The 16,338-nt window shown below is 56.0% G+C and carries 16 protein-coding genes; 5 read left to right on the top strand and 11 right to left on the bottom strand.

Going from position 1 to position 16,338, the window contains the following annotated elements; all coding sequences use genetic code 11:
* Nucleotides 1-128: 128 nt before the first annotated feature.
* The 7 genes from HDE72_RS09230 to HDE72_RS09200 all read right to left on the bottom strand — a co-directional run bounded on the left by HDE72_RS09230 (nucleotide 129) and on the right by HDE72_RS09200 (nucleotide 7,788).
* Nucleotides 129-1,157 (bottom strand): L-threonylcarbamoyladenylate synthase, encoded by a 1,029-nt coding sequence (locus HDE72_RS09230; RefSeq protein ID WP_409254958.1) that lies wholly within the window; start codon nucleotides 1,155-1,157, stop codon nucleotides 129-131.
* A 2-nt stretch (nucleotides 1,158-1,159) separates the two neighbouring features.
* A complete protein-coding gene (locus HDE72_RS09225) occupies nucleotides 1,160-2,356 on the bottom strand; it encodes a 5-(carboxyamino)imidazole ribonucleotide synthase (RefSeq protein ID WP_183739365.1) in 1,197 nt (398 codons plus the stop codon).
* Nucleotides 2,356-2,859 carry a 5-(carboxyamino)imidazole ribonucleotide mutase gene (gene purE, locus HDE72_RS09220; protein WP_183739361.1) on the bottom strand — a complete coding sequence of 168 codons (504 nt, stop codon included), beginning with the start codon at nucleotides 2,857-2,859 and terminating at the stop codon, nucleotides 2,356-2,358. Before purE ends, HDE72_RS09225 begins: the two co-directional genes overlap by 1 nt.
* Nucleotides 2,860-2,861: 2 nt before the next feature.
* Nucleotides 2,862-3,755, bottom strand: a complete 894-nt coding sequence (locus HDE72_RS09215; protein WP_183739358.1) for a phosphoribosylaminoimidazolesuccinocarboxamide synthase — start codon at nucleotides 3,753-3,755, stop codon at nucleotides 2,862-2,864.
* A gap of 107 nt (nucleotides 3,756-3,862) precedes the next feature.
* On the bottom strand, nucleotides 3,863-4,927 hold the full coding sequence (gene fba / locus HDE72_RS09210; RefSeq protein ID WP_183739355.1) for a class II fructose-bisphosphate aldolase: 1,065 nt from the start codon (nucleotides 4,925-4,927) through the stop codon (nucleotides 3,863-3,865).
* A 78-nt stretch (nucleotides 4,928-5,005) separates the two neighbouring features.
* Nucleotides 5,006-6,457, bottom strand: a complete 1,452-nt coding sequence (pyk, locus tag HDE72_RS09205) for a pyruvate kinase (protein WP_183739352.1) — start codon at nucleotides 6,455-6,457, stop codon at nucleotides 5,006-5,008.
* 119 nt (nucleotides 6,458-6,576) lie between these two features.
* The gene (locus tag HDE72_RS09200; protein WP_183739349.1) at nucleotides 6,577-7,788 is read right to left on the bottom strand and encodes a phosphoglycerate kinase; all 1,212 of its coding nucleotides are present in this window, start codon (nucleotides 7,786-7,788) and stop codon (nucleotides 6,577-6,579) included.
* Nucleotides 7,789-8,237: 449 nt separating this feature from the next.
* On the opposite strand from HDE72_RS09200, the gene HDE72_RS09195 reads away from it, so the two are divergent.
* The 4 genes from HDE72_RS09195 to HDE72_RS09180 all read left to right on the top strand — a co-directional run bounded on the left by HDE72_RS09195 (nucleotide 8,238) and on the right by HDE72_RS09180 (nucleotide 10,552).
* On the top strand, nucleotides 8,238-8,432 hold the full coding sequence (locus HDE72_RS09195) for a zinc-finger domain-containing protein (protein WP_183674399.1): 195 nt from the start codon (nucleotides 8,238-8,240) through the stop codon (nucleotides 8,430-8,432).
* Between the two features lie 91 nt (nucleotides 8,433-8,523).
* Nucleotides 8,524-8,949, top strand: coding sequence for a YybH family protein (locus tag HDE72_RS09190; RefSeq protein ID WP_183739344.1), 426 nt, complete (start codon nucleotides 8,524-8,526; stop codon nucleotides 8,947-8,949).
* Nucleotides 8,950-8,958: 9 nt separating this feature from the next.
* Nucleotides 8,959-9,972, top strand: a complete 1,014-nt coding sequence (locus tag HDE72_RS09185) for a YheT family hydrolase (protein WP_183739341.1) — start codon at nucleotides 8,959-8,961, stop codon at nucleotides 9,970-9,972.
* Complete coding sequence (locus tag HDE72_RS09180; RefSeq protein ID WP_183739338.1) at nucleotides 9,965-10,552, top strand: DUF2946 family protein; 588 nt, start codon at nucleotides 9,965-9,967, stop codon at nucleotides 10,550-10,552. The genes HDE72_RS09185 and HDE72_RS09180 overlap by 8 nt, the downstream gene beginning before the upstream one ends.
* A 10-nt stretch (nucleotides 10,553-10,562) precedes the next feature.
* Here the strand turns inward: HDE72_RS09180 and HDE72_RS09175 are convergent, their stop codons facing one another.
* A complete protein-coding gene (locus HDE72_RS09175) occupies nucleotides 10,563-12,071 on the bottom strand; it encodes a M48 family metalloprotease (RefSeq protein ID WP_311735216.1) in 1,509 nt (502 codons plus the stop codon).
* A gap of 221 nt (nucleotides 12,072-12,292) precedes the next feature.
* Here HDE72_RS09175 and moaC point away from each other — a divergent pair, with 221 nt between their 5' ends.
* Nucleotides 12,293-12,796: a cyclic pyranopterin monophosphate synthase MoaC gene (gene moaC / locus HDE72_RS09170; RefSeq protein ID WP_183739335.1), complete on the top strand. Its 504-nt coding sequence runs from the start codon at nucleotides 12,293-12,295 to the stop codon at nucleotides 12,794-12,796.
* A 163-nt stretch (nucleotides 12,797-12,959) separates the two neighbouring features.
* On the opposite strand, the gene HDE72_RS09165 is transcribed toward moaC, so the two are convergent.
* Genes HDE72_RS09165 through HDE72_RS09155 form a run of 3 tightly spaced genes read right to left on the bottom strand, consistent with a single transcriptional unit; the run spans nucleotide 12,960 to nucleotide 15,536 of the window.
* Nucleotides 12,960-13,724: a hypothetical protein gene (locus tag HDE72_RS09165; RefSeq protein WP_183739332.1), complete on the bottom strand. Its 765-nt coding sequence runs from the start codon at nucleotides 13,722-13,724 to the stop codon at nucleotides 12,960-12,962.
* Nucleotides 13,708-14,721, bottom strand: a complete 1,014-nt coding sequence (locus HDE72_RS09160) for an acyltransferase family protein (RefSeq protein WP_183739329.1) — start codon at nucleotides 14,719-14,721, stop codon at nucleotides 13,708-13,710. Before HDE72_RS09160 ends, HDE72_RS09165 begins: the two co-directional genes overlap by 17 nt.
* Before the next feature lie 20 nt (nucleotides 14,722-14,741).
* Nucleotides 14,742-15,536: a sialate O-acetylesterase gene (locus HDE72_RS09155; protein WP_183739326.1), complete on the bottom strand. Its 795-nt coding sequence runs from the start codon at nucleotides 15,534-15,536 to the stop codon at nucleotides 14,742-14,744.
* Nucleotides 15,537-16,338 lie beyond the last annotated feature (802 nt).

Raw genomic sequence — 16,338 nt, 5'->3', positions numbered from 1 at the left:
GCCAATTTACAACAATGTTGCCACCCATCGCCGCGGGAGTTTGGGGCAGATTATGGCTGATTAACCATGTTTCGGGGCAAGCACTTCTATTGCGCTGCATCAAGAAAAAGCCCCGTGAGGGGCTTTGATCAGGCGTCGAGGAATTGCTGCAAGATACCACTTGAGCCGAAAGCGGCACGCCGCAGACGGTCATTGATGCCCAGCCAGTCCGGGCCGGTAGGCGGTGCTTCCACCAGTATCAGCTCGGCGCCGACCTGGTCCATCGTGCGCAGCGAGGCGTACAGCGCATGTGCGTAACCTTGCGGATCGGCAGTCAGGCGCACGCTGGCGCTGGCGGCTGGCAAATCCGAGTAATGGATCAGGGCCACGCGGCGGCCATCGTTCAGCAAGCGGTTCAGCGTTTCGCCCAACTCATCACTGTGCTGCATCGCAACAGGCGTATGCGGTGCGTAATGCGATTCCAGCGTGCCGGACGCGCGCGGCGCAGCAGCATCGGCCACCGCCGGTGCGCGGCCAATCACGGCCGCAATCTGCGCGCTGCTGATATGGCCAGGGCGCAACAGCACCGGGCCATGCGTGGCCAGGCGTGACAAATCGACGATGGTCGACTCGATGCCGACCGCGCTTTGCCCGCCATCGAGCACCGCGCCCAGCAAGCCGCTGGCTAGTTCATCAGCAAACTCATCGCGTACATGCTGCGCCGTCGTCGGGCTGACATTGCCGAATTTATTGGCCGACGGCGCCGCCAGGCCGCCCTTGCCACCCTTGAATTCTTGCAACAAGGCGATCGCTACCGGATGCGAGGGGCAGCGCAAGCCCACCGTATCTTGCCCACCGGAAACAGCATCGGGGATATGCGCGGCGCGCCTGACGATCAGGGTCAGCGGACCGGGCCAGAAAGCCGCCACCAGTTGTCGTGCTTCTACCGGTAAATCATCGGACCAGTGGCTCAAATCCGCACCCGGCGCCACGTGCACGATCACCGGATGATCGGACGGACGGCCCTTGGCTTGATAGATGCGCGCCACGGCAGCCGGGTTTTCAGCATCGGCGCCCAGGCCGTACACGGTTTCCGTGGGGAAGGCCACCAGCGCCCCCGTTTCCAGCAGACGCGCCGCCGCTGCAATCGCAGCCAGTTCCAGTGTTGCGTTAGGCACACTCACGGCGCAATTCCCAGTATCAGGCAGGCGGCGTGCAGATGTTCCTGCGCCTCTGGCAAGCTGGCAGCGATCAAGGTCAGATGGCCCATCTTGCGGCCCCGGCGCGGATCATTCTTGCCATACAGATGCAAACACGCGCCTGGCAAGGCCAGGATGCGGTCCCAGGCCGGTTCGCGCGCCGCCTCGCTGTCGCCATCAAACCAGACATCGCCGAGAATATTGAGCATCACGGCCGGCGAATGCTGGCGCACGTCGCCCAGCGGCAAGCGCGCCATGGCCCGCACCTGCTGCGCAAACTGGCTGGTGACGCAGGCGTCCATGGTGTAGTGGCCGCTGTTATGCGGACGGGGCGCCATTTCATTGACCACCAGGCTGCCATCGGTCAGCACGAAAAATTCGATGCACAGCACGCCCACATAACCGAGTTCGGCCACGATGACTTGCGCTGCATGCTGCGCCTTGAGCGCGCTGTCGCCAGACACATTCGGCCCCGGCACGGTGGTGGTAAACAGAATGCCATCGCGGTGCACGTTTTCAGCAATCGGATACACCACCGACTGGCCATCGACACCGCGCGCCGTCAGCACCGAGACTTCATAGGCCAGCGGCAACATTTTTTCCAGCAAGCAAACGACTTGCCCCATTTCTTCGAAGGCGGCCCGCACGTCGTCGCGTGTGCGCACGCGGTACTGGCCCTTGCCGTCGTAACCCATGCGCACGGTTTTCAAGATGCCAGGCAACAAGTCGTCGCCGATGTCGGCAATATCTTGCAGGGTGGCAATCACCTTGTGCGGCGCCGGCAACACGCCCGACTTGGCGGAACAATCGACAAAGAAACGTTTTTCAGCGATGCGGTCTTGCGCCACCGACACGCCGTGGGCGTTGGGGGCCACAAACACCGTCTCGGCCAGGCGCGACAGGCTGTCGGCGGGAACGTTTTCAAATTCGGTGGTGATGGCCAGGCACTGCGCAGCCAGCGCAGCCAGGCCGGCTGCATCGCTGTAGCCGGCTTCGACCACGCGCTGGGCGATCTGCCCGGCAGGACAGTCGCGGGCCGGTTCCAGCACCGCCACCTGATAACCCATGCCTTGTGCGGCCTGGGCAAACATGCGGCCCAGCTGGCCGCCGCCCATCACGCCCAGCCAGGCTGGCGGCGTGGCGGCTGGCAAAATAGGACTGAACTTCGAATGATTCATTATGCTAAGGGCAGTGTCATGGCCTTGGCGGCCTCGGTTTGCGTGACGCGGAAAGCTTCGAGTTGCTCGGCCAGCGCGTCATCGGTGGAGGCGATCATGGCGACCGCCGTCAATGCCGCATTGGCAGCGCCCGCTTCGCCGATGGCAAAGGTGGCTACCGGCACGCCCTTGGGCATTTGCACGATGGACAGCAGCGAATCTTCGCCACGCAAATATTTCGATGGCACGGGCACGCCCAGCACCGGCACGATGGTCATCGCGGCCACCATGCCAGGCAAATGGGCCGCCCCACCGGCGCCGGCGATGATGGCGCGCAAGCCACGCGCGCGGGCGCTCTTGGCGTAGGCATACATTTCGTCCGGCATACGGTGCGCGGAAATGACTTGCGCTTCAAATGGCACACCAAACTGTTTCAAAATGGCCACCGCGTTTTGCATCACGTCCCAGTCCGAAGACGAGCCCATGATGATGCCGACCAGCGGCTGTTGTTGCAGATCGCTCATTCTTACGCCTTCAGCTTCTCGCCCGTCAGGCGCTCGATGGCTTCGAAATACTTGGCCTGGGTTTTATCGATCACGTCGGCTGGCAGCGCAGGCGCCGGTGCGGTTTTGCCCCAGGTCAAGGTTTCCAGGTAATCACGCACGAATTGCTTGTCGAACGATGGTGGCGACATGCCAGGCTGATACGAATCAGCAGGCCAGAAGCGCGACGAATCAGCCGTCAGCACTTCATCCATCAAATGCATCACGCCATTGTCGTCCAGGCCAAATTCAAACTTGGTGTCGGCGATGATGATGCCGCGCGTGGCCGCGTAATCGGCCGCAGCCTTGTACAGTGCAATGCTGACATCGCGCATCTTGGCGGCCAGTTCGGCACCAATGCGGCTTTCCATGTCGGCAAAGCTGATGTTTTCATCATGCTCGCCCAGATCGGCCTTGGCCGCCGGGGTGAACAATGGCTCAGGCAGCTTTTCAGCTTGCTGCAAGCCGGCTGGCAGCTTGATGCCGCAGATGCTGCCCGTGTCCTGGTAATCTTTCCAGCCCGAACCGATGATGTAACCGCGCACCACCGCCTCGACCATGATGGGTTTCAAGCGCTTGGCCACCACGGCACGGCCTTGCACTTGTTCCACTTCCTCTGGCGCCACCACCGATTCCGGCGCCACGCCGGTCAAATGATTCGGCACGATATGGCCCAGTTTCTCGAACCAGAAGTCGCTCATCTGATTGAGGACCTTGCCCTTGCCGGGAATCGGCTCGTTCATGACGACATCGAAGGCCGACAGACGGTCGGTGGTGACGATCAGGATCTTGTCGTCGCCGACGGCATAGTTGTCGCGAACCTTGCCGTGGCCCAGCAATGGCAGGGAATGGATGGAAGTCTGATAGAGGCTGTTCATAGCGGAGGAGGAATGATTTGATGAAACAAAACCGGCAGGCAGGGGCTTGCCTGCCGGTCAAGAATATCGGGCACGGGCTGCGTTTGCGGCCCGTGCCAGACAGAATTTTACTTCACAATCTGCGACAGCTCGCCGGCCTTGTAGCGCTCAGCCATTTTTTCCAGCGGAATCACCTTGATTTTCGACGCCTGGCCTTCGCAGCCAAACGCCTGGAAGCGGGCGCGCACGATCTGCTCGGCAGCGGCACGGGCTGGCTTGAGGAAGTCGCGCGGATCGAATTTCGATGGGTTTTCAAACAGGAATTTACGGGTCGCTGCCGTCATCGCCAGGCGGATGTCGGTATCGATATTGATCTTGCGCACGCCGTGACGGATGCCTTCCTGGATTTCTTCTACCGGCACGCCGTAGGTTTCTTTCATGTCACCGCCGAATTCACGGATGATGGCCAGCAATTCCTGTGGCACCGACGAAGAACCGTGCATCACCAGATGGGTGTTCGGGATGCGCGTGTGGATTTCCTTGATGCGGTCGATGGCCAGGATATCGCCAGTCGGCTTGCGGGTGAACTTGTAGGCGCCGTGCGAGGTGCCGATGGCGATTGCCAGCGCGTCGCACTGGGTGCGCTGCACGAAGTCGGCAGCTTGCGCTACATCGGTCAGCAATTGCTCGCGCGTCATGGTGCCGTCGGCGCCGTGGCCGTCTTCCTTGTCGCCCTTCATGGTTTCCAGCGAACCGAGCACACCCAGTTCGGCTTCCACCGTCACGCCGATGGCGTGCGAGAATTTCACCACTTCACGCGATACTTCCACGTTGTATTCGTAGGAAGCGACCGACTTGCCATCGGCTTCCAGCGAACCGTCCATCATGACGGACGTGAAGCCCGAGCGGATGGCGCCCATGCAGACGGCTGGCGACTGGCCATGGTCTTGATGCATGACAACAGGAATGTGTGGGTAGGCTTCGACGGCAGCGTCGATCAGGTGGCGCAGGAAGGCTTCGCCTGCGTACTTGCGCGCGCCAGCGGACGCTTGCATGATCACCGGGCTGTTGAGCGCATCGGCGGCAGCCATGATGGCTTGCACTTGCTCCAGGTTATTGACGTTGAAAGCAGGGATGCCATAACCGTTTTCGGCGGCATGGTCCAGCAATTGACGCATGGATACGAGAGACATGGTAATACTCCAGAGAACAATAGAACCGTTGCGGCGCTTCGCGGTCATCAACCGCGCCGGCGCCTGAAATCTTAGCTATTAACAATCAAACTCGCCGACCTTCACAATCTTGAGGGCGTTGGTGCCGCCCACTTGCCCCATCGGTTCGCCCCAGGTGACGACGATCAAATCCCCCTTTTTCGCGGTACCGTTGGCCACCAGCAAATCTTCGGCCTGTTTCAGCACTTGCGCGCTCGGGGCATTCTGCAGCAGATGATACGCCCGCACATTGCGGTACAGCGCCGCTTTGCGCAAAGTCGTCACACTCGGCGTCAGTGCAAAGATCGGCGTATCGATGCTGTGGCGGCTCATCCAGAGAGCCGTGGAACCCGATTCCGTCAGCGCCACGATGGCTTTCACGCGCAAATGGTGGGCAGTAAACAGCGCGCCATAGGCGATCGACTGGTCGATGCGGGTAAACGTGACGTTGAGGAAATCGGCGTCGAGCTTGTTGTATTCGGACTGTTCCGCTTCCACGCAGATGGCGGCCATCATTTCCACCGTCTCGATCGGGTATTTACCGGAAGCTGTTTCAGCCGAGGTCATCACGGCGTCGGTGCCATCGAGCACGGCATTGGCCACGTCGGACACTTCGGCGCGGGTCGGCACGGCGTTGACGATCATCGATTCCATCATTTGCGTGGCCGTGATCGCCAGCTTGTTGGAGGCGCGCGCCATCTTGATCATGCGCTTTTGCAAGGCCGGCACGGCCGCATTGCCCACTTCCACGGCCAGGTCGCCGCGCGCCACCATGATGCCGTCGGAGGCATCCAGAATTTCCTGCAGCGCAGGAATCGCTTCGGCGCGCTCGATCTTGGCGATCATCATCGGCTTGTGGTGGAACGGTTCGCCGGCGATATTGGCCAGCTGGCGCGCCATTTCCATGTCGGTCGCACTTTTCGGGAAGGAAATGGCCAGGTAGTCGGCCTGGAAACTCATGGCCGTCTTGATGTCTTCCATGTCCTTGGCTGTCAGCGCCGGCGCCGTCAAGCCACCGCCCTGGCGGTTGATACCCTTGTTGTTCGACAACTCGCCGCCGATCTTGACGACCGTATGGATTTCGCTGCCGTGGATGCGCTCGACGATCAGCACGATCAGGCCGTCGTTCAGCAGCAGCACGTCATGCTTGTGCAAATCGCGCGGCAAGGCCTTGTAGTCGAGACCCACGCGCTCCTGGTTGCCCAGTTCGCCATTCTCGCCCCACTTGGCGTCGAGGATGAACTTGTCGCCCGCCTCCAGCTGGATGCGGTTGTTTTCAAACTTGCCGACACGAATCTTCGGCCCTTGCATATCGGCCATGATGGCCACTTCGCGGCCGCACTCGGCTGCTGCCTGGCGCACCAGCGCCGCGCGGTCGATATGGTCTTGCGCCTTGCCGTGGGAAAAATTGAGCCGCACCACATCGACACCCGCTCGTATCATCTTGACCAGGATATCGAAATTGGTCGAGGCGGGGCCGATGGTTGCTACGATTTTTGTACCGCGTGGCATAGGATTCCTTATGCGTCGACAAGACGCTAACTCAGCAAGGCCAGACGGCGACACCGCCCGGCAAGGTAAAAGCGCAGCGGTCAGGCTGCGCTTGGTACTGTTCTGTGACGTCGTGCGCTTTAGCCAGCGCGCTGCATCAGTATTTCTACTGCAGGCAAGGTCTTGCCTTCCAGGAACTCCAAAAAGGCGCCGCCGCCGGTCGAGATATAGCTGATCTTGTCGGTAATATCGTATTTGGCAATCGCCGCCAGGGTGTCGCCACCGCCAGCAATCGAGAAAGCGCTCGATTCGGCAATTGCCAGCGCCAGGGTCTTGGTGCCGTTGCCAAACTGGTCGAATTCGAACACGCCCACCGGGCCGTTCCAGACGATGGTGCCGGCAGCCTTGATCTGCTGCGCCAGCAGGGCCGAGGTTTTCGGGCCGATATCGAGGATCATGTCGTCGTCAGCCACGTCGGCCACATCTTTCACCGTTGCCACTGCGGTTGGCGAGAATTCCTTGGCGCACACCACATCGACCGGAATCGGCACTTGCGCGCCGCGCTTGGCCATGATGTCGATGATGGCCTTGGCTTCATCGACCAGTTCGGCTTCCACCAAGGATTTGCCGATATTCAAGCCAACGGCTTTCATGAAGGTATTGGCGATGCCGCCGCCGACGATCAGGTTATCGACCTTGTCGGACAGCGCTTTCAGGATGGTCAGCTTGCTCGATACTTTCGAGCCGGCAACGATGGCCAGCAAAGGACGGGCCGGGGCGTGCAGCGCTTTGCCCAGGGCATCGAGTTCGGCAGCCAGCAGCGGGCCGGCGCAGGCGACCGGCGCGAACTTGGCGATGCCGTGGGTGGACGCTTCAGCGCGGTGGGCGGTGCCGAAGGCATCGTTGACGTAGATATCGCACAGCTTGGCCATTTTTTGCGCCAGTTCATCGCTGTTTTTCTTTTCGCCCTTGTTCACGCGCACGTTTTCGAGCAATACCACTTGGCCGGCAGCCAGGTTTTCCAGGCCTGCGCCATCGACCCAATTCTGTTTCAATTCCACCGGCTGTCCCAGCAGTTCGGACAGGCGGGCGGCGACGGGCGCCAGGCTGTCTTCCGGCTTGAATTCGCCTTCCGTCGGACGGCCCAGATGCGAAGTCACCATCACGGCAGCGCCAGCAGCGGCGGCCGCACGAATGGCGGGCACCGAAGCGCGGATGCGCGTGTCTTCGGTAATCTTGCCACTGTCATCTTGCGGAACATTCAGGTCGGCGCGGATAAAGACGCGCTTGCCTTGCAGTGCATTTTGGGCGATCAAATCTTGCAGACGGACGAAGTTGAGAACAGCTGACATGGCGATCCAGATGACGAGTGGAAGGAAGTGCGCTATTTTACCGCAAGCACCAGACCAAATCGCCGATTTGTCCGGGATTACTGAAAAACATACAACAAAGATAATTTCACAAAAAACGCCTGAGCGCGCGCTATCGTTTGCAACATGTCATCAGGCGTCATGCTGCTCGTGATGCTCATGGACCAGGCCATGCGCCCACTGTGGTACGGGCACAACAGTGCCGCGCAGAACAGCTATGGACAGGAAAGCGGCCCCGTCATCGGACAATCGGGTTTTTCGGCGCCACCGATGGCGTATAGTCAGGCCCAGCCGCCTGCCAGCGGAAGCTTATCAAAGCTGCCATTTCAGCCATGATTTTTGCTGCCTGCCCGAATCCGTTAAAATCTAGCCCTGGCAGTAGCCGATTCTTCCTAACGATACCCCAACACAGCCTCACGGAGCATGACAAGATGACACACACCACCCAGCCAGCGGTCGAACTCGACGGTAAAGACCTGCCTGCCCACTGCCCTAACCCGGCCATGCCGCTGTGGTCGTCGCATCCGCGCGTGTTTCTAGAATTCAACAAAGATGGCGTGGCCAAGTGCCCTTACTGCGGCACGGCCTACACCCTGAAGGAAGGCGCCAGCGCCGGCCATCATTAATCGCCAGACGGCGCGCCCACTCAAACTGGCGCGCCGTTTTTATTTGCAGCCCAGCAAAGTCCAGCAATACAGCAGCGAGAGCGGAGTCACCATGAAAAGTCTGAAGGAATTAAATGGCAGCGCCGCCGAAGTGGAAGCGGCCTTTTACGATGCGCTCAACCGCGCCGATCTCGAAGCGCTGATGGCGCTGTGGGCCGATGACGAAGAAATCGTCTGCATCCATCCGGGCGGCGTGCGCCTGATCGGACATGCCGCCATCCGCGCTTCATGGACCAGCATCCTGACTGGTGGCGGCCTGCACATCGTGCCGGTGCAACTGCATGAAACACACAATCTGATGAGTTCCATACACACCGTCATCGAAGGCGTCACGGCCAGCGACAAGGGACCAGCGCATTTACTGGCCAGCAATGTGTACATCAAGACACCGCGCGGCTGGCGCATCGTGCTGCACCACGCGTCGATCGCACCGGGCGGCGCGCCAACAGACAATGTGGGAACGCAGATACTGCATTAAGCCTTGCCCATGAATTACATTTCCCCGCTCTGGTTGCCCAACGGCCACTTGCAAACGATATATCCGGCCATGTGCATCGCCAAGCCCAAGGTAGCCTTCCGGCGCGAACGCTGGACGGCGCCCGATGGCGACTTTGTCGATGTCGACCTGGTCGACGGCCAGCCGGGATTACCGTTTGTGGTGCTGTTCCACGGCCTGGAAGGCTCGTCGGACAGCCATTATGCACGGGCCTTGATGGCCGAAGTGGCGGCGCGCGGCTGGTCTGGCGCCGTGCCGCATTTTCGCGGCTGCTCGGGCGAGGCCAATCTGGCGCCCCGTTTCTATCATTCTGGCGATGCGCAGGAAGTGGACTGGGTGCTGCGCAAGCTGCATCCGCGTGCCACGGGGAAATTTTACGCAGCCGGCGTCTCGCTGGGCGGCAACGCCCTGCTGTGCTGGCTGGGCCAGTCGCAGCATGCGGCGGAAATCGTCGATGCGGCGGGCGCCGTTTCCGCTCCGCTGGACCTGGCGCAAGGCGGCAAGGCCCTCTCCACGGGGGCCAACCGGCTATACACGCGCATGTTCTTGCGCACCCTGAAACCGAAATGCCTGGCCAAGCTGGAACAGTTTCCCGGCCTGTTTGCGCGTGAAACCATGCTGGCTGCGCGCAATTTGCATGATTTCGACAATGTCGTCACGGCGCCCCTGCATGGCTACCGCGACGCCGATGATTACTGGGACCGCGCCAGCGCCAAACACGTGTTGCACGACATCACTGTGCCCACGCTGGTGCTGAACGCCCGCAACGACCCCTTCTTGCCCGGGCGCTACCTGCCGGGCAGCGCCTCGCCTGCCGTACAGCTCGACTATCCACGCCATGGCGGCCACGTTGGTTTTGTGTTCGGCAGCTTGCCGGGACGCCTGGACTGGCTGCCGCAGCGGCTGATGCGCTTTTTTGAAGAGAGCAACGGCGCGCCGCCCGCAAGCGCAAGCTGTCAGGCTGACGCCCGACAAACCAACACGGAACACACTTTACATGGATGAGCTCGTCAAACAGGCGCTGGCCAAATGGCCCAATGTGCCCCACTGCTACGGCTGGCTGGGCCTGGACGCGCGCGGCCACTGGCGCATGCGCGACCAGCACGCGCAGCAATTGCAACTGCCCGGCGACAAGATTGTCCACGCAGCCCTGCTGGGCTTTATCAACCACAATTACACTCACGATGAACGCGGCTGCTGGTTTTTCCAGAATGGTCCGCAGCGCGTCTACCTGAACCTGGAGGCGACGCCCTACATCGCCCGCAGCGACCCGCAGCACGGTTTTTTGCTGCAAACGGGCGCGCCGCTGGACAATATCGACGCAGCCTATCTGTGCGACAACGGCGCCCTGGTCTTGCATGGTGGCGAGATCGTCGCCCAGCTCGATGACCGCGATCTGGCCCAGGTGCTGCCAGCGCTGCGCCTGGCCGGCCAGAGCGTCACGGATGATGGTTTGCTGGCCTGGCTGGAAGATGGCCAGCCAGCGCTGACACTATTACACGCTGGCAAGGAGATCAGCGTGCAGCCGCTGGCCCATGCCACGATGGCCCAGCATTTCGGCTTTCAGCAGGCGCCGCAAGCCTAAGCCACAGCCATCATGACTTCTGATCTTTGATCTGTTCTCGGCGTTTTTCTTGCAATTCCCGCTCGCGCGCATCGATCACGGCCTGGTCATAAAAGGTGGCGTCGGTGGATTTGCGGGCGATCGTCAACTGGTCCAGCGCGGACATGGTGGCGCCCTGCAACACATACGATTCGGCCAGGGCCATGTGCTGCAAGGTCATCTTGCCCTGGCCCGCATAGGCTTTTGCCAGCAAGTCGTACAGTGCCGGCTCTTCCCGGTACAACTGCACCTGGTCGCGCAGATACAGGATTGCCTGCTCCAGCTTGCCGGCAGCGATCTGCGCTTCCGCATACTGGTAGGCAATGCCGCGCGACAGGGGAAACTTCTGGCGCGCCGCGTCGGCCTCTTTCATCGCCTGCTCCGCCACTTCCGGCTTTTGTCCCGGCATCAACAACACTTCCAGCGCCATCGCCGCCAGCAGCGAATTGGGCGCCTGCGTGCCGGCCGAGGTAAATACATTGGACGCGGCCGGCTTGTACAGGGCGGCATTGGCCGCGTCGAGTTCAGCCTGGGCTTCGGCGACCTTGCCCTGCTTGATGGCCACAAACGCCAGGCCATAGTGGGCGGCCGTCAGCTGGAAGCGGCTTTGCAGTTCCAGCTGCGTCTTGAAATAAGCTTGCGCATTGAGCAGCCCCTGCATGCTTTCATCTTGCAGCACGCGCGCGCGGGCACGCGCCAGGTGAAAATTGAGGCTGTCGGGCCGCTGCTTGTAGGGCTGCTCGCGGATACGCGCCTGGATGTCGGCTATCCTTTCCGTTGTCAGCGGATGGGTTTGCAAATAGGCGGGCACCAGGTCGCTATAGGAACGGCTGGCCGCCTGCATGCGGCCAAAAAAAGCCACCATGCCGGTGGTATCGAAACCGGCCTCGCCCATGATCTGGAAACCGATGCGGTCAGCCTCGCGTTCAGCATCGCGGCCAAAGTTGAGCTGGCGCTGGATGGCCAGGCCTTGCCCTGCAGCAAACACGCCGATGGCCGCATCGCCGCCCGCGCGCGACGCCAGCGCCGCCAGCAGGATGGCGGCCAGCGGCAGCAAGGCATCCTGGCGCTGCTGGCCCAGCATGCGTGCAATGTGCCGCTGGGCAACGTGGCCGATTTCATGCGACAGCACGGAAGCCAGCTCCGCCTCGCTTTGCGCAGCCAGCAACAGTGCCGAGTGCACGCCGATAAAGCCGCCCGGCAAGGCGAAGGCATTCAATTGCGGATCGCGGACGACGAAAAAATAATAGTCGTAACTGGTCTCGCCCCGCACGCTGGGGCGCGCCGCCACCAGCGCATTGCCGAAGGTATTCATATATTCGAGCAAGGGCGCGTCATCGAGATAATCGCGGTCCCCTCGCAAGTCGCGCATGATCTCTTCGCCCACCTTGCGCTCCATCGCCGGCGACAAGTCTTCACGCGAGGTATCGCCCAGATTGGGCAAATTCGGCGCCGGCGGCACGGCCAAGGGCGTCCAGCTGCTGGCCGGTTTAACGGGCACAGTTGCCGGAGCATCTGCATGGACCAGCGGCGCGGCCAGCAGCGCAGCTAATAGCGGCGCCAGCACGCTCACGCTCAGGCGGAAATGGCAGGAATGAGAGGTGGGTTTTGATTTCACGGGTGATATGATACCTCGTAAGCATAGGTGTTTCTCACATGCAAATGCCTGATGCGTTTGCATGATGCCCCTTCACCAGCTCTTTTTCACCCTGACCCGACGCCATGACACCATCCGACAAGCAAGCCCCCGCCGGGGAACTGAGCCACTTCGACGCCGCCGGCCAGGCCCATATGGTCGACGTGGGCGGCAAGGACGACACGCGCCGCAGCGCCGTGGCGGCCGGCACCATCCGCATGCAGCCAGCCACCCTGGCCCTGATCGTTTCCGGCAACGCCAGCAAAGGCGACGTGCTGGGCATCGCCCGCATCGCCGCCATCATGGCCGCCAAGCGCACCAGCGATTTGATCCCCCTGTGCCACCCGCTGGCATTGACGCGCGTCACGGTCGACTTCGAAGTGGATGAGACCACCAACAGCGTGCACTGCCGCGCCCAAGTCGACACCACAGGCAAGACCGGCGTGGAAATGGAAGCGCTGACATCCGTGCAGATCGGGCTACTGACCATCTACGACATGTGCAAGGCAGTCGACCGGGGCATGGTTATGACCAATGTGCGGGTGCTGGAAAAGCAAGGGGGGAAGTCGGGGGATTGGACGGCGGCTTGACTAGATTGACGTCTTCACACAAAACCACCACCTGTGGCATACGCTGGCCTCGGCATGGCAGCGTAGACACCATCCAGCCCCTTGAAGTTTCGCGTGTACTCGTTGACGCCGCTTGACGCCGTACTTCTCGGACAGACTGGCGACAGATTTTTAGAGCTCCGTCTTAAGTCTTGAAATAGAACAGAAGTGATTCTTTCTGATATTTTCTGTCTCCTATCTCTGCCTCATTTATCGCCCGTAACCAAAGCTGTGTCATCTTCCTATTTCCAAGCTCATTGAATTCACACTGATCGGTATAAGATTGACTGCCAAGTTCACTAATAATAGGACCTGAAAAACGCTTTAAAAGCGGATCCCATCTATAACCTGTATGATTTTTATTTATTTTCCCAGAACAATTTACACTTCCAGAAATAATAAATTTCCCAGCCCTCGCATTCAACTTCACGAGCTTAAGTACTTTTTGAACTTTCATCTGATAATTCTGTTCGGAAAATGAATGATCAATCAATCCACCTTGCCAAAAAACATAATCGAAATTAATTTTTTTCTCATTAGCCTTTACCAACGCTAATTGTAATTTTTCTCGAGCACGCCCCCCTTCCAGCCAGTCATCTATGGCGGTCCGCTCTGCTCCAACCAGCATAAAAATTACGCGGCTAGCCTTAGCTGATTTGATCATCTCCTGGCCCAGCGAGATCCAAATTCCGCTCTCCATGCAATTCCCAGAAAAAGATGAAGAACGTACTGGTATTTCTTGCCCATCCAAGCCAAGTTGGTACACCCCTTGAACACCGTCCAACATCTCAACTTTACAAATGGATGAAGTCTTTTCCTGGAGTAATAAAACATAAATATCTTTGGAAATTGCGGAAGTCGAAAACGACAACAACAAGATCGTAATGAAAAATTTAACAACCAATAACATACCTGCTCCACCTTCCAAATACACGTTTCAATAAAACAACAACAGCAATGGAAAAGAAAATAACTACAACTATCTCACAAAGAAATTTTATAAATGAATTGGGGTAAAAAAAACCATATAAAAACTTAGAAAAAAACAACATCATGAAACCATGAATGAAAAACAAACCAAAACTTATTTTCGCCAAAAAGCCAAGAAACACATTTTTCACATTGAAGAATTTTTCAAAAATAAAGAATATGAAAATCAACAAAGCTAATTTGCCTAAAATTATGTAATTCAATTCTCCATACGCCCCCAAAAAACCCATGGGCTCATTTTCCATACCTGGATAGAAAACACCTACCAAAAGAAAAACAGAAAAAGAAACCAAAATAATGATCGTTTTAAAAGAATTACTCATTGCATCCAAGGATGATGTATATTTTGCCGTAGCCATACCTAAAAAATAAAATCCCGAAAAATGCAAAAAAGAGAAAAATGGATTCGTATTATAAATAGATCTAAACGAAAAAATACCAAAAAACAAACTAACAATGGTTACAAAAAGTATTAATTTTGTTCTAGAAATAACATTAAATACTGGCGTCAGCAAGAAGAAAATAGCTATCATCGGTATAAACCACATAGGCGCAACTACTATTCCACCGACAAACAAAGACCAGAGTGCATACATACCTGGCGTTAGATCATGCATAATATTTCTAGAATAATACAATCCCAACAATATAGCTGGGATAGATAGTAATAAATATGGAAAGATGACGTATTTTATTTTTTTATACAAATAATTTCCATACTTAAACCGATCTATTTCAAGATAGAAAAAAAGATATCCAGAAATAAAAATAAACCATGCTGTGGCATCAACAAAAAAGAAATGAAAATAATTACCGGTGGTACCCATATCCATAAATGATGACATGTGACCTAACATGACAAAAATTATTGCAACACCTCTAAAATTTTCCAACGAATATCTGAACTTCAATTTCATTTAAAATCCCAATTAACCTTTTATTGTTTAACAGCATAATTTATTGAATCTACCCACATAGATGCCATCTTTTCCTGACCGATTTTATTAAGATGACATCCATCAAAACGATATTCATCACCTAATAAATTATTATTTGCCCCCGGATATCGATGAAGATTGGAAGCAGCAGCGAGAGCTAACTGAGCAGCCTCGACATTTTTATCATACAGACCAGAACAGCGAGAATGAATCGCAATCAACCAACGACTTATTTTCACCTTTCCGTTTACATAATTAAGTACCGAATTCAATTTTTCAGAATACACCTTTTGATCTATACCATAATCGGAAGAACCTTGATGCCAAAATGCAAAATCAAAATTGAGCCCGTTTGCCTGGATTAGTGCAATTGCATCATCCAACTTACCGAACGCTGCTCCTCCTGCTTGCCAATCTCCCACTTTGCTGCCTGCAACACCAATTGGCATAAATATTACTTTTTGCGCAATACCAGCCTCGATTAAATTTCGTCCAAGTGGCATCCACATACTTCCACGAGCACAGTCTGCCCATTCAAAAGGATCTGCAGCGGCTTTTATTGCACCGTTTTTCCCTATTTGAAGTACATTATTAACAGGTCCGTAAACAGATTCATTACAATTCGAAGATATCGATTGACCGAGAACAAGAATACGAAGTTCTGGAAATAAAAATTTGGCAACTGGAGGCGTAACCGCCGCAGGAGTAGCACTAGCACCCCCTCCCCCACAAGCAGAAATGGCCGAACAAAAAATAAAAACGATGATATATCTAATTACAAAAAAAATTTTCATGTACTTTACCCGATATATACGATTAATAAATATAACTATTAAATCAATAAAAACAAAAAAGCATAATAAATATTAAATTAATTATATTGAAAATATTTAAATTTAAATTTAAATATTTTAAAAATTGACAAATTATAACATATCATCTAATAAATCACATTTCCATGCGAGAGTTATCGCCAAGTCATGCATAAAGAACATCTAAATATAGAGTTTGTTACTATTAGTTACTAATTAAAGTTGCGCAACATTGTCAATTATTTATTTAATTTGAAATTTAATTAACGTTCGAAAATCGCTGTTTTTCGAAAAGTAACATCATATGAAAAGCTGAAAAAATGAAACACTCGCCCCTTGATGAGGGTACGCTACTGTATTTGACGAGCACGGATTCGGTTCGATCCCACCGAATCAGGCAGACTGAACGACGCCAGGCAAACGCCACAAAGTGCCGCTCATAACTAGCGAACCGCATGTTTAAATGCGCGGCCATTCATCATTTCATACGGGAAAGTAGATCGAAAAATGACGTCGAGGATGCATGATGCAGAAGCTTTTTCCCGACATGGCACCATATAGCCACGGACCGATAGATTCTTTAGCAGCGCCTGACAAGACCGTCGCGAGAAACCGTGAGTTACGGCCAAGGCGCGAAACATGCGCTACCGAGGCAGTGGCCATCGCCGCGGTAAATCGCGACACACCTTAGAACCTGTTTAACATTTTGATGTCTAAGGCTCCATGAGTTGATCCACGGAGCGGCAAAGAAATGGCCAGAAAGATTTACCCGAGCGATATCAGC

Origin of the sequence: Janthinobacterium saanense (assembly GCF_014200675.1) — a bacterium.
Lineage (GTDB): Bacteria > Pseudomonadota > Gammaproteobacteria > Burkholderiales > Burkholderiaceae_D > Janthinobacterium.
The sequence above is the reverse complement of the archived record's forward strand: the minus strand, read 5'-3'. Positions and strand labels throughout refer to the sequence as shown.

Bases quoted from the DNA above. Each gene is read 5' to 3' on its own strand.
- HDE72_RS09225 (WP_183739365.1), bottom strand. From the start codon at position 2,356: ATGAATCATTCGAAGTTCAGTCCTATTTTGCCAGCCGCCACGCCGCCA.
- purE (WP_183739361.1), bottom strand. From the start codon at position 2,859: ATGAGCGATCTGCAACAACAGCCGCTGGTCGGCATCATCATGGGCTCG.
- HDE72_RS09215 (WP_183739358.1), bottom strand. From the start codon at position 3,755: ATGAACAGCCTCTATCAGACTTCCATCCATTCCCTGCCATTGCTGGGC.
- fba (WP_183739355.1), bottom strand. From the start codon at position 4,927: ATGTCTCTCGTATCCATGCGTCAATTGCTGGACCATGCCGCCGAAAAC.
- pyk (WP_183739352.1), bottom strand. From the start codon at position 6,457: ATGCCACGCGGTACAAAAATCGTAGCAACCATCGGCCCCGCCTCGACC.
- HDE72_RS09200 (WP_183739349.1), bottom strand. From the start codon at position 7,788: ATGTCAGCTGTTCTCAACTTCGTCCGTCTGCAAGATTTGATCGCCCAA.
- HDE72_RS09195 (WP_183674399.1), top strand. From the start codon at position 8,238: ATGACACACACCACCCAGCCAGCGGTCGAACTCGACGGTAAAGACCTG.
- HDE72_RS09190 (WP_183739344.1), top strand. From the start codon at position 8,524: ATGAAAAGTCTGAAGGAATTAAATGGCAGCGCCGCCGAAGTGGAAGCG.
- HDE72_RS09185 (WP_183739341.1), top strand. From the start codon at position 8,959: ATGAATTACATTTCCCCGCTCTGGTTGCCCAACGGCCACTTGCAAACG.
- HDE72_RS09180 (WP_183739338.1), top strand. From the start codon at position 9,965: ATGGATGAGCTCGTCAAACAGGCGCTGGCCAAATGGCCCAATGTGCCC.
- moaC (WP_183739335.1), top strand. From the start codon at position 12,293: ATGACACCATCCGACAAGCAAGCCCCCGCCGGGGAACTGAGCCACTTC.
- HDE72_RS09165 (WP_183739332.1), bottom strand. From the start codon at position 13,724: ATGTTATTGGTTGTTAAATTTTTCATTACGATCTTGTTGTTGTCGTTT.
- HDE72_RS09160 (WP_183739329.1), bottom strand. From the start codon at position 14,721: ATGAAATTGAAGTTCAGATATTCGTTGGAAAATTTTAGAGGTGTTGCA.
- HDE72_RS09155 (WP_183739326.1), bottom strand. From the start codon at position 15,536: ATGAAAATTTTTTTTGTAATTAGATATATCATCGTTTTTATTTTTTGT.